The sequence below is a fragment of the Romboutsia sp. 1001713B170207_170306_H8 genome, assembly GCF_015550495.1.
In the GTDB taxonomy this organism is placed as follows: Bacteria; Bacillota; Clostridia; order Peptostreptococcales; family Peptostreptococcaceae; genus Romboutsia_E.
In genome coordinates this window covers 416823-429625 of sequence record NZ_JADNAX010000001.1, presented here as the reverse complement: position 1 = coordinate 429625, position 12803 = coordinate 416823, and the positions used below count along the sequence as shown (strand labels likewise).

The following is a 12803-nucleotide window of genomic DNA, read 5'->3' as shown; positions in this document are numbered from 1 at the left end:
ATAAATACGGTCTTTATAGAGGTGATATATTGAGCTTAGAAAAAAAAAATAAAACTATTTTAATTTTAACAGCACAATTTGGTGCAGGTCATATAAGTGCTGCTAATGCAATTAAAGATTACATAAATGAACATGATGATAATTATAATATAGTAATACAGAATTTTATAAATGCTAGCTTACCTAGAATTAATAAACCTATGGTCAAGATGTATGAGAAAAATACAAAGTATATGCCTGAGCTTTATAATTACTACTACTATTTAAAGAAATCTTTTAATCCTAAGTATGATATTTCTCATATTATATATACACCAAAATTATCAGAGTACATACTAGATATAAATCCTGATTTAATTATATCTACATTCCCCTTAGCTGCATCTTGTGTATATAACTTTAATCTTAAACATGATCCTATTCCATGCATTACAGTTATTACTGATGTTGTTGATAGTTTAGAATGGATTTATCCAAATACAGATATGTATTTTGTTCCTAGTAAAGAAATAAAAAATAGATTGGTACGTAAAGGTATTACACCTAATAGCATTAAAGTTACAGGTGTACCTATAAATAAAAACTTTAATGTTTCTCAAAAGAAATATATACCTGGAAAATATAGACTACTTTTACTAGGCGGTGGTCGTGGATTATTTGATTTTGATGAGAACTTTATGCATTGGATAGATAACTTTGTAGGCATTAATAAAGATATATTGGAAGTTACCATTGTTGCTGGAAAGAATAAAAAACTTTACGAAAACCTAACAGAAAAAAAACCTTTAAGTAATGTAAAAGTTCTTGGTTTTGTCACAAATATGCATGAATTAGTAAAAGATTATGATTTAATGCTAACAAAGCCAGGTGGTGCTACTTTATTTGAGGCAATTCACTCAGAGACACCTATAATTGTAAAATTACCTAAGGTTGGTCAAGAGATTGAAAATGCTAAGTTTATTGTAGATAAAGGTATTGGAATCATTTATAATGATGATGAAGATCTTAAAGAAATTTTTGAATCTATAGTATCTAATAAGTTTAATTCAATAATTAAATTTATGTTAGAAAATATAGTCGACTTTAAGAAAACTATTCATCCTGAAAATATATATAATTATATATGTGAATTAATAGAAGATAAAAGTATTGAAAAATAAAAGGTGCTAATTTAGCACCTTTTATTTTTATTTATTAACTTTTTTATATTTATTTAAATTTATAACTATTCCTTCATTTTTACCATTAATACTACTTTTATTTGAAATTGATTTATCTACTGCTGTTTTTAAAATAATTTTATATATTGTGTATAATTCTATTCCACTAAATGTTATTAAACTTAATATTTCAATGCTATATCCATTGTTATAACCTAAAATTCCATAGTTTATAATTGAATAAAATCTTATAAATATTGATACTAGGAGCTGAAGTATTAAAGTACTTGTCAAAAAATCAAATTCATTCTCTAGTTTTCTCTTTCTTATAATAGTATTTATTTGTAAATTTCTACTGGAGTTTGTATTTAAAATATCTGAATAAATTTGACTAAAAATATTTCTGTTAAATAAATTTAATAATAATATAACCCCAGCACATAAGCCAATTAAATAAGTTATATAAGTATATATTTCTATTCCTGATTTGTGATATTTTGAAAAATAAATACATAATGTCATTGCTATCATTATACTTAATCCTGATACACTCACTCTATTCTGTCTATATTTTGTATATGAAGTATAACAAATTCCTGCTAATATTAAATAAAAAACGTAAGAACCAAATTTGTTCATTCCACTTATATAATATAAAATTATAGGCGATGCTATATAGATTGTAAAATCAATTAATAATTTACGTTTTATTTTTATCACTTCCTCTAGCAATAATTTTAAACTTAGTTTTTAGCATTTATTTTATATAAAAATAAAAGTTTGACTTTAACTTGTCAGAACTTTTTATCTATCAAATTTATCTCATATTAATCTATATGCTTTTAATTACTAAAAATTTCACCCCTATAATTATATTTTTGATAAAAAAATATAAGGCTAAAAGTATTATTACTTTGCCTTATATTCTTAATTAACTATTTTGTTACTCCGTTTATTGGATTAATATTTTCACCTTTTATTTTAACTTCAAAATGAACATGATTTCCTGTAGAGTCTCCTGTTGTACCAACTTTTGAAATAACTTGTCCTTGCTTTACAATATCGCCTTCTTGAACTATATTATAATTATTATGTGCATATATAGTTGTTTTACCATCAAAATGATTTATTTTTACTACATTTCCATATCCATTTTGATATCCTGAAAAACTAACTATACCATCATCAATTGCTAATATATCAGTATCTTGTGGTGCTGGTATATCTATTCCTTTATGAAAGCTTTTTATATTAGTTATAGGATGTATTCTATACCCATACCCTGAGCTTATGTCCTTATATTCCTTTAAAGGCCATATTCCTTTTATAAAGTCTATACCTTCTGATGATAATTTCTCTGCTGCTTCTTCTTCTAAACATTTTTCTAATTGTACGCCTTCAATTAATTCATCTTGTAATTGTTTACCTAAAGTTTCTTTTTCTTGTTCCATATTATTTATATCAGATTTTATCGCTTCTTCTTCATCTGATATACTATCTTCTTGTATAAAACTCAATTTTACAATTTCTAATTCATTATCATCATTTAAATCATCTTGTCCATCATTTTTCAATTCTTGTTTCTTTGATTCTAATCTATTATTTAATTCATCTATTTTAGCCTTTAAATAACTTTGCTTTTGTTTATTCTCTATTAACATATCTAACTTATTTTCTTCTCCAAATGCATAAGACATTTTATTAATACTAACGGACATGACTAATAATAGTGATACAAATAAATGTAATATCACTTTCTTAAAATTTTCATCCATTTTTTATCCTCCTTTTACAACTATATATTAATATAGACTAATTATGTAAGTTTTATTCACTTTATTGTATTCAATGTAAAAATGACTACATTAAAACCAAAATTTAATGTAGTCATTTTCTAAATAAAATTAATATATATTCTTTTTATATTGCATATATAGTTTTCTTACTTCAACCATATTTTTCTTTAATTCTAATTGTAATTTTGATGCAGTTTCATAGTCTTCACCTTCGATAGCATCTCTTATTTGAGTAAATAAAGATTTTCTTGTTAATGTATCTTTCATTACATTGAATTTAATATCTGATATTGAATTCCATATAACTTCATCTAATGCATCCATGTTTTCTTTTGTATGTAATTTTACATAATTTCTTATTCTTGCTGAATAAGTTTTTATTATTCTATATTCTAATTCCTTTTTCCATTTATCTATTGATCCGACTTTAAATGAATTTATTATTTTATCAGTGAATACATCCCCTTGTTTTAATGCTTCTAATTTTTCTTCATATATTTCTAAGTTTCTTACATTTTCATATACTGTAGCTGGTGGTACTGAAAATCTTTCATTTAACTCTTCTTGAGTATAGTGTTCAAATACATCATTTTCATCTCTATAAGCTCTATTTTTATCTAAGTAAAAACTTTCTTCACCTATATCTTTTGATAATTCTTTTTCTAATTCTTTAGTTGTAAGTTTACTTTTTGCTACAGCCTTTATACCATGTAACATTGTTTGATAACATCCAGCTATTACTAAGTAAGCATTTGATAATGGATTAGGAGCTCTTAACTCAAATCTTAATGTTTTTGGATTTTCTGCATCTCTTACTAGTCCTACAAGTACAGATCTATTTCTTGATGGAATTTCATATGTATGACCTAGTGAAGTAACTATACAAACAGGAGCTTCAAATCCTGGCACTAATCTATTAAAAGCATCATTTGTTGATGTTACAAATGGATTTAATACTTCATAGTTATTAAGTATACCCATTAATGCACCATATCCAATCTCACTTAAATAGTCATCTTTCATATCTATTGGTGCAAATAAATTCTTTAGACTTCCATCTTTTAACCTAGCACTTACACCTACATGAGTATGTTTTCCACTGCCTGCTACACCATGTATTGGTTTTGCTTTAAATGTTACCTCTAAACCATTTGATGTAAATATATCTTCTATAACTTCTCTTACAACAAGTTCATTATCTGCAGCTTGAAGAGGTGATGCAAATTTCCAAGACACTTCTAATTGCTCCATAGCATGATTTGTTTTACCATCTATACTTATAGTACTTTGTATTCCTCCAACTTCTTTATGAGCCATCTCTGGACATATACCTTTAGCTTGAAGAGTTATTAATGTTTTTTCTAAACAAGTTCTTATTAAACCATGAGTTCTTTTCCAATATTGTTCTTTTAAACTTTGAGATACTGATAATTCTTCTAGATCTGCTTTATCTTCTGGAGTATTCACCCAAAATTCTAATTCAGTAGCAGAAGTTAATAATATAGTATCAATTTCACTTACATCTTTAATTCCTATGTTGTTTATCATATGAGGATATTCATTAAATATTTCTAAAAGTGATTCTTTAAAATAAGTTTCAGCTTTTTGCAGCACTCCCCTTGAACATACCTTTTTGTTATCGTGTATTAAAAAAGCAGGTATTTTTAATGTTCCTATTGGTAAATTAGTTTCTTCATCTATATGTTCTAAGTTATAATCAACATACCATCTACTACTTTCATCTGGCATTAAGTCAACTTTAGCATTATTTAAAGTTGCTATTTCGTAAAGCTCAACACTTGATCCATCAGTTTGAACTGCTGATGATAAGAAACTTTCTATATCATCTAAAAATAGTTCCATAGGTATTTTTTCATCAGTTGCATTTCCTCCCAAATCAACACCTACTAATGAAACAAATTTTATGTGTTTGTGTTCTTTAAGCAAAGACTTTAATTCATTTGCGTCAAATCTTTCTTTTTCTATTACATGTAGTAATTTACTCATTGATAACTCCCCCTTAAGATGCGCTTATGCTACTTTTTATTTTATTTTGTATATTTTTATTCGTTTTATTCTTTACAATATTATATATTAGAGTTTAAAAGTTCGCAATATTTTTATTATTCATTTCTTTCATCTATCTATTATACAACTTTTCTAGTTATATTTGTTGTTCTTTTGATAGTTATATTTCAAATTTTTATTATTATAGGGTATACTATTAATATAAAAACTTTTTTATTATTAATAAAATGCAAAGAAATTTAGGAGAGAAAGCTATGGAATATATAGTATTTGATTTAGAGTTTAATCAAGGTTTTGATAGATCTCTTAATAAAACTGTATCTAACGAAAGGTGTCCTTTTGAGATAATACAATTAGGTGCAATTAAGTTGGATTCTAACTTTAATATGATAGATACTTTTAATGCTTATGTAAAACCTGAGATATATAAAGATATTCATCCTTTCATACAAAAAATGACTAGCATTACTAAGGATGATGTAAAAAATGCTCAAGGTTTCCCTCAAGTATTTAAAGAGTTCAAAAAATTTATTTCTTCTAAGAAAGCTGTATTCGGTGTTTGGGGTACTGCTGACTTAAAAGAATTATATAGGAATGTAAGTTATTATGATTTACCATCAAAGTCTTTACCAAAAAATTATATTAATATACAAGAACATGCATCTAAATATTTTAATAATCCTTCTGGTAAAAGCATAGGGCTTCAAAATGCAATTTCAATACTTGGATTAAATCAAGATAAATCTTATCATAATGCTTTAAATGATGCTTATTATACTGCTCAAGTATTCATAAAAATAAATAATCCAAGCATAGTTCCAGATGTGTACATTTATACTCCCGTAAAGCCATCACAATCTAAAAGAAAATCAAAAAAAGAAGTTAATTACGATAAATTATTTAGTGAATTTGAAAAAATTTTAGAACGCTCTTTAACAAAAGAAGAGAAAAAAATAATAGATTTAGCATATAAAATGGGCAAAACAAATCAATTTTTAACAGAAGCTAAAGATTCTAAAGTAAATTATAAAAAAAGATAGGCGAAAACTTTAATAATTTTCGCCTTTTCTTTATACTAAACTAATTCTATTCTATTTTCTTCTTTAGCTTTAGCATCTCCTTTAATAACTTTTAAAGACTTTCCATCTTCTAATGCTGTAAATATTACTGGAGTTATATCTGATTTAGCATTTTTTTGAACATATTTAACATCCATTTTAGCAAGCTTATCTCCTGCTTTTACTTTATCTCCTGCTTTTACAAATACCTCAAATCCTTGACCTTTTAAATTAACTGTATCTATTCCCATATGTATAAGCATTTCTACATTATCATTGCTTCTTAATCCTATTGCATGCTTAGTATCAAATACCATTTCTACTGTACCACTTATTGGTGAAACAAAAACTCCATCAGAAGTTTTTACAGCAAACCCATCCCCCATCATTTTTTGAGAAAATACTTCATCTGGAACTTCAGATATATCTAATATTTCTCCATTTGTCGGACATACTATTCCTTTTAATTCTACTGTGTTTTTATCTTCTACAACCACATCTTTTTTCTTTTTAAAAAAATCAAATAATCCCATTTTCATTCTCCTCTGTATTTATTATTTTATTTCTTCTAATGTACACATAGCTGCTATCGCACCTTTTTTAGTAGTTGTGTCTGCAGCATATCTGTTACTAAAATCTAACATATCTTTTACTATTTTTTCATCTAATTTATCTATATTTTCTACAGTTACATTTTCTCTACCTAATTGATATAAAAATGACCCTATAAAAGAATCTCCTGCTCCTGTAGTATCTATTGCATCTACTTTTAATCCATTACTTTCTATAATATTCATATTTTTTGTTATAAATAGAGCTCCATTAGCTCCTCTTGTATATATAACTACCTTTACATTACCTACAAATAAGTTTTCTAGTGCTTTATTTTCATCTTTTATACCTGTTATAAATTCTAATTCTTCATCAGATATTTTAACTATATTACATAAAGGTAAAAATTCTAGAATTACATTTTTACAATCATTTTCATTTTTCCAAAGTGGTAACCTTACATTTGGATCAAAACTTATTATTGCCTTATTTTTTTTAGCAAGTTCTATAGCTTTTTTATGAGCATACTTCATAGGCGACTCAACTAAGTCTACTGAACAGAAATGTAATATTCCACAATCTAAAAACCAATCTTCTTCTATATTATTTTCTTCAAGTAATAAATCAGCACTTGGGTTTCTATAGAATGAAAAATCTCTATTGCCATCTTCTTTTAAAGAAACAAAAGCAAGCCCTGTATTAGCTTTATTCGTTCTTAATACATATTCTGTATTGACACTTGCATCATTAAGAACATCTATTATATGATCTCCAAAAGCATCCATTCCTAATTGTGATACAAAGTATGCGTTTCCACCTAGTTTTGCAACTGCAGCTGCAACATTAGCTGGTGCTCCCCCTGCAATCCTTTCAAATTCTGTAACTTCTTTTAGCATACAATTCTTTTTATTTGGTATAAAGTCTATTAATGCTTCTCCAATGGTCATTATTTTATACATATTTATATTCTCCCAATTCGTATAAATTAATTTTTATATCATTTAAATTACCCTTAAATTCTATATCATTATTTCTTTCTTTGCAATACATACGACTTGTAAATACTTCTTCTCCGTAATTTACAAATATTTCAACACTAGATTTATCTACAAATATTCTTAAACTTTCTAGCCTATCAATCTTAACTGCTCTTAATCTTCTTCCATATCCACTTTCTTTAAAGCTTAATTTTATTAATTTTTCATCATTATTATATTTTATATTACAGTCTGATTTTAAGTTTAATTCAAAGTTATCGATTTCACTATTAAATTTAACTTCAAGTTCATAAACATCGCCTTTTAACTCACTAAATTCTTGTATATTATTTAGATAATTTGTAATCTTATTTTTTCTTAACTTTTCAATTTCTTTTACTGGAAGTTGAAGTAATTTATTATTTACAAAAATTAATTCTCTAGGCATAGTTAATGCATGCATCCATCCATTTATATCTGTTGGATTTGTATAGTGATCTTTTTCTATATCTGGAAGACCCATCCATCCTATTAGTATAGTTCTTCCTTTTTCATCTACAAAAGTTTGTGGAGCATAGAAGTCAAAACCTCTATCTAGTTCAACAAATTCTCCAAAGGTAAATTCTCCTTTATCAAAATTCATATCACCTAAGAAATAGCCACTTTGATATATATTATTATACTTATATCCATCTTCTCTTATACCCTGTGGTGACATAGATAACATGTATTTGATATTTCCATTCTTAACATCCTTTAGCTTTATTAAGTCTGGGCACTCCCACATGTATCCAAATTTTTCCTTAGTAGTTATTGTATTTATATAATTCCAATCTTCTAAATTATTTGATTTATATAATAATATACATCCCTTATCTGTATTATCTCTAGCTCCTAATACCATATAATAACTATTATCTTTTTTTAATACTTTAGGGTCTCTAACATGACAAGTCATATTTTGTGGATAATCTATATTTTCTAATAAAACTTTTTTTTCACTAAAATTTATTCCATCTTCACTTGTAAACATCATTGTATTATGACCTCTACCAGAAGATATATAATCATGATTTCCTAAGTGTTTTACATTTCCTGTATAAAAAAAGTTTATTTTATCATCTTCTATAAATGCACTTCCTGAATAAACACCATGAATATCATAAATTGTGTCAGGAAAAATTACTGCCCCTCTATCTTCCCAGTTTATTAAATCTTTAGATACATATTGACCCCATAACTTTATTCCACCTTTAACTTCAAATGGTGAATATTGATAAAATATATGATACTCCCCTTTAAATTGACATAATCCATTAGGATCATTTAGCCAACCTATTGGAGGCATTAAATGAAACTTCAATCTAAACTCATCTTTATCAACTTTTGTTTTTTCATAACTCTTGTAAACTTCAAGTACTTTTGAAAGTTCTCTTTTTATAATACTCATATACAACCTCCTTTTTAATATATTGTTCTATATAAATTAAATTCATAACTAAGTAATATTTTTATGGTATCGTTCCCACCTTTTGATTATATATTACCACTTTAATATTGTAAACATTTTCAAAATATTTTATTAAATTTCATTTTTTCATTAAAATAAAAAAATCTAAACATAATTATGTTTAGATTTTTTATAATGCTATTCTTCTTCTTTTATACCAAATATCATAGTTAAAACTAATGATACACAAAATGCAATTGCAAACAATATTGCATAATGTAAAGGAGCATGTAAAGTAAGAAGTATTCCAAATATCCCTGTTACACCAGTACCTGTTGCACCTAATCCTACTACAGCTGCATATAAAGACGCACATGCTGAACCTATTGCTGCTGCAACAAACGGTCTCATATACCTTAAGTTAACCCCAAATATAGCTGGTTCTGTTATACCAAGTAATGCACTTAATGCCGCTGGCAATGCTAATGCTTTAGTTTTTGGATTTTTAGTTCTTAAAGCAACCCCTAATGCAGCTCCACCTTGAGATATGTTAGCTGCACAAGCAATAGGAACAAAATAGCTAAACCCAAATTGCGCCAATTGCCCGAAATCTATTATATTGTATATATGATGAAGCCCTGCAACAACAGTTGTACTATATACTCCACCCATTATGAATCCACCAATTCCATAAGGTATTTGTATTAGCCATTGTACTGCATCTAAAACTCCATTTTCTAAAACAACAAATATTGGTCCTATTATAGTTAAAGTTAAATAACCTGTTACAAACACAGTAACTAATGGCGTAACAAATAAATCTAACATTTCTGGTACTATTTTATGAAGTTTCTTCTCTATTGCACTCATAACATATACAGCTATCATTATTGGTATTACATGTCCTTGATAACCAATCATATCTATACTGTAAAGTCCAAACCAAACTGATTGAGTAGATTGTACACCTTCACTTGCTACTGTCCACGCATTTTGTAAGCTTGGATGTATCATTATCATAGCTATAACTGCACCTAAATAAACATTTCCACCAAATACTTTTGCAGCGCTATATCCAATTAATATTGGTAAAAAATTATATGCGGCACTACTAAATAAATCTAACATTACAAATAGTGATCCACTTGTATTTATATCTACATATCCACTAGAAGCTAAGAATTTTAAAGCTTCAACTATTCCCATCATTAATCCACAAGAAACTATTGCTGGTAATATTGGAACAAATATATCTCCTAATGTACGTATCGCTCTTTTTAATGGACTACCTTTTTTCGCAGAAACTTGTTTAACTTCTTCTTTTGTTGCTTCTTTTATATTTGCTATTTTAGCAAACTCTTCAAAAACTTTATTTACAATTCCTGTTCCAAATATTATCTGAAGCTGTCCAGCTGTTATAAATACGCCTTTAACTCCATCTATATTTTGAATTGCATCCTTATTTATAAGGCTCTCATTTCTAAGTACTATACGAAGCCTTGTTGCACAGTGAGCTGCAGATTCTATATTTTCACTATTTCCTATGTTTTCTAAAATGCTTTTTGCTACTGCATTGTAGTTCATGTATACATCTCTCCTTTTTTTATTATTTTTTTTAATCAGTTTTTATGCCTAAAACATAGAATTACAACTTGAGGTATCGTTCCCATATAAATCATAAGGGAACGTTCCCTTACGATTTAATATTATATCTTACATCCCCTATTTAACAAAACTATAATTTACAATCTAAATAATTTATAATTAAATATTAACGTTGATAATAAATTTTTACTATAAGTAATTCATTTTGTTAAATAATTCTTTATGATATCTTATTATAATACTCTGTTCTGTGAATAATAACTAATTTTATATGGCTAAATTATAATTAAATTATATAATTAGTAAGGACTTTTGTAAACATTTTCATAAATTTTATATCTATAAATATTATTTATGTCTTACACTATCCCTTTTTAAAAAATTATATCCTAACTTAATAGATTCTAAATTTTCTTTTTTACATCTTCCACTCAATATGTCTAATAGCATCTTTGTGCTCTTTATACCACTTTCTTTATAAAAGTATTGTACAGTAGTTATACTTGGTGTTATTAAATTTGAAAACTTAGAATCTCCTATTGCACATAAACTAATCTCATCTGGTACTTTTATGTTATGTTCTCTTAAATATGATAATACTCCTAATGACATTGTATATGTTGCACAGAATATTGCATCAATATCTTTGTTGATTTTTAAAAGTTCTCTTGTCATTTCATATCCATATTGTTGAGAAAAATTAGCATTTTTTATTAAACTTTTATCACATATTATAGAATTATCTTTTAAACAATTTATAAAGCCATTCTTTCTATTTATTCCAGTAGATATATCTTCATCATTAGTTCCTATATATGCTATTTTTTTGTGATTATTCTCTATTAAATAATTAGTCATTTCATATGCAGCTTCATAATCACTATGATATACACAAGGATACCCTTCAATATTTTGTCCTACAATAACTATTGGAACCTTCATTTGCTTTATTATCTCTAAATGTCTTTCTGTTATTATAGTAGCTACAAAAATTACACCATCTACATTCTTATTTCTAAATATATTTAAGTATTCAATTTCTTTTTCTATATTTAAATCAGTATTACCTAGTATAATATTATAATCATCATTTGATATTTCTTCACTTATACCACCAACTATTTTACTTATTGTCTCTGAACTTATTTTAGGTAATATTACTCCAATTAAATTAGTTTTTTTAGTCCTTAATGTTTTACCATATGTAGATGGAACAAAACCAGTTTTATCTATTACCTCTTGTATCTTTTTTCTACTCTCTTCACTTACATATCCATCATTTAAATATCTAGACACAGTTGATTTTGATACTCCAGCAAGTCTAGCTATATCAATTATATTCATGTATATCGCTCCCTAATTCATTGTTAATAGTTTACACTTATTATAACATAAAGTATTTATATTCTTCAAAGGAAAACATTTTTCATGCAAATAAAGTCTAGTCATAAAATTTTTCTATTTTTATAACTAGACTTTTCTTATAGTATTATATTTAAATTAGTTATTTTTAGTATATATTCTCTAAATTTTTCTATACTAATTCTATCTATAAAATCTCCAAGTTTTTCTCCTGGATTAGCATTTTCTTTATAATAACTTAGTATTACTTCTACTAAGTTATACGCTTCTTTTTCTGATAAGCCCTTTGTTACTATATCAGAAGGTCTTGGATAAAATCCTGCACTACCACCTACTGTTACAAAAAATTTACCATCTATATCTACAATTACACCAATATCTTTTGCATAGACACTTGCACATGCATTTCTACATCCAGCAACCCCTATCTTTGTTCTGCATGGTAACTCCATACCATGAAAGTTCTTACTTATTTTCATGCCTATACCTATAGTAGAATATTTTGATCTCTTACAATAATTTGCTGGGCATATTTCAACATTTTTTAATGAATTTTGTACCCTTACTGCCGGCTCCATTTGTAACTCATTCCAAATATCCTTTAAATCCTCTTGTCTAAGATTCGTTATAAGTATTCTCTGACCCGAAGTTATCTTTAATACACCATTATACTTTTTAGCTACTTCTGCTATTTTTATAAGAGTTTCTGGAAGTACAAATCCTCCTGGTATATGGGGTGTTATTGCGTAAGTTCTTTTTCCATTTTTAACTTTTTGTAAATTTCCATATTCACTCATTTTATAAATCACCTCTTA

At 26.5% G+C, this 12803-nt stretch carries 11 protein-coding genes; 2 read left to right on the top strand and 9 right to left on the bottom strand.

The window, feature by feature from the left end:
* The first annotated feature begins 29 nt into the window (after nucleotides 1-29).
* Nucleotides 30-1160 (top strand): MGDG synthase family glycosyltransferase, encoded by a 1131-nt coding sequence (locus I2A66_RS02060; RefSeq protein ID WP_147515496.1) that lies wholly within the window; start codon nucleotides 30-32, stop codon nucleotides 1158-1160.
* Between the two features lie 27 nt (nucleotides 1161-1187).
* Here the strand turns inward: I2A66_RS02060 and I2A66_RS02055 are convergent, their stop codons facing one another.
* The 3 genes from I2A66_RS02055 to I2A66_RS02045 all read right to left on the bottom strand — a co-directional run bounded on the left by I2A66_RS02055 (nucleotide 1188) and on the right by I2A66_RS02045 (nucleotide 4963).
* Entirely contained in the window at nucleotides 1188-1799 is a 612-nt protein-coding gene (locus I2A66_RS02055) for a hypothetical protein (protein ID WP_207734711.1), read from the bottom strand.
* 296 nt (nucleotides 1800-2095) lie between these two features.
* Nucleotides 2096-2935 (bottom strand): M23 family metallopeptidase, encoded by an 840-nt coding sequence (locus I2A66_RS02050; protein ID WP_195250847.1) that lies wholly within the window; start codon nucleotides 2933-2935, stop codon nucleotides 2096-2098.
* A 129-nt stretch (nucleotides 2936-3064) separates the two neighbouring features.
* Nucleotides 3065-4963, bottom strand: coding sequence for a glutamine synthetase (locus I2A66_RS02045; protein ID WP_195250845.1), 1899 nt, complete (start codon nucleotides 4961-4963; stop codon nucleotides 3065-3067).
* Between the two features lie 275 nt (nucleotides 4964-5238).
* On the opposite strand from I2A66_RS02045, the gene I2A66_RS02040 reads away from it, so the two are divergent.
* A complete protein-coding gene (locus tag I2A66_RS02040; protein ID WP_122639583.1) occupies nucleotides 5239-6024 on the top strand; it encodes a 3'-5' exonuclease in 786 nt (261 codons plus the stop codon).
* Between the two features lie 35 nt (nucleotides 6025-6059).
* Here I2A66_RS02040 and I2A66_RS02035 read toward each other — a convergent pair whose 3' ends face one another.
* The 6 genes from I2A66_RS02035 to I2A66_RS02010 all read right to left on the bottom strand — a co-directional run bounded on the left by I2A66_RS02035 (nucleotide 6060) and on the right by I2A66_RS02010 (nucleotide 12785).
* Nucleotides 6060-6575, bottom strand: a complete 516-nt coding sequence (locus I2A66_RS02035) for a PTS sugar transporter subunit IIA (RefSeq protein WP_122639584.1) — start codon at nucleotides 6573-6575, stop codon at nucleotides 6060-6062.
* Nucleotides 6576-6596: 21 nt separating this feature from the next.
* Nucleotides 6597-7553 carry a carbohydrate kinase family protein gene (locus I2A66_RS02030; RefSeq protein WP_122639585.1) on the bottom strand — a complete coding sequence of 319 codons (957 nt, stop codon included), beginning with the start codon at nucleotides 7551-7553 and terminating at the stop codon, nucleotides 6597-6599.
* Nucleotides 7546-9021 carry a glycoside hydrolase family 32 protein gene (locus tag I2A66_RS02025; RefSeq protein ID WP_122639586.1) on the bottom strand — a complete coding sequence of 492 codons (1476 nt, stop codon included), beginning with the start codon at nucleotides 9019-9021 and terminating at the stop codon, nucleotides 7546-7548. Before I2A66_RS02025 ends, I2A66_RS02030 begins: the two co-directional genes overlap by 8 nt.
* Nucleotides 9022-9219: 198 nt before the next feature.
* Nucleotides 9220-10605 (bottom strand): PTS transporter subunit EIIC, encoded by a 1386-nt coding sequence (locus tag I2A66_RS02020; RefSeq protein ID WP_147515500.1) that lies wholly within the window; start codon nucleotides 10603-10605, stop codon nucleotides 9220-9222.
* Nucleotides 10606-10974: 369 nt separating this feature from the next.
* Entirely contained in the window at nucleotides 10975-11970 is a 996-nt protein-coding gene (locus I2A66_RS02015) for a LacI family DNA-binding transcriptional regulator (protein WP_147515501.1), read from the bottom strand.
* 137 nt (nucleotides 11971-12107) lie between these two features.
* Nucleotides 12108-12785: an NAD(P)/FAD-dependent oxidoreductase gene (locus I2A66_RS02010; protein ID WP_122639589.1), complete on the bottom strand. Its 678-nt coding sequence runs from the start codon at nucleotides 12783-12785 to the stop codon at nucleotides 12108-12110.
* Nucleotides 12786-12803: the final 18 nt, after the last annotated feature.

Coding starts and splice junctions, on each gene's coding strand:
- I2A66_RS02055 (WP_207734711.1), bottom strand. CDS start 1,799: ATGAACAAATTTGGTTCTTACGTTTTTTATTTAATATTAGCAGGAATT.
- I2A66_RS02050 (WP_195250847.1), bottom strand. CDS start 2,935: ATGGATGAAAATTTTAAGAAAGTGATATTACATTTATTTGTATCACTA.
- I2A66_RS02045 (WP_195250845.1), bottom strand. CDS start 4,963: ATGAGTAAATTACTACATGTAATAGAAAAAGAAAGATTTGACGCAAAT.
- I2A66_RS02040 (WP_122639583.1), top strand. CDS start 5,239: ATGGAATATATAGTATTTGATTTAGAGTTTAATCAAGGTTTTGATAGA.
- I2A66_RS02035 (WP_122639584.1), bottom strand. CDS start 6,575: ATGGGATTATTTGATTTTTTTAAAAAGAAAAAAGATGTGGTTGTAGAA.
- I2A66_RS02030 (WP_122639585.1), bottom strand. CDS start 7,553: ATGTATAAAATAATGACCATTGGAGAAGCATTAATAGACTTTATACCA.
- I2A66_RS02025 (WP_122639586.1), bottom strand. CDS start 9,021: ATGAGTATTATAAAAAGAGAACTTTCAAAAGTACTTGAAGTTTACAAG.
- I2A66_RS02020 (WP_147515500.1), bottom strand. CDS start 10,605: ATGAACTACAATGCAGTAGCAAAAAGCATTTTAGAAAACATAGGAAAT.
- I2A66_RS02015 (WP_147515501.1), bottom strand. CDS start 11,970: ATGAATATAATTGATATAGCTAGACTTGCTGGAGTATCAAAATCAACT.
- I2A66_RS02010 (WP_122639589.1), bottom strand. CDS start 12,785: ATGAGTGAATATGGAAATTTACAAAAAGTTAAAAATGGAAAAAGAACT.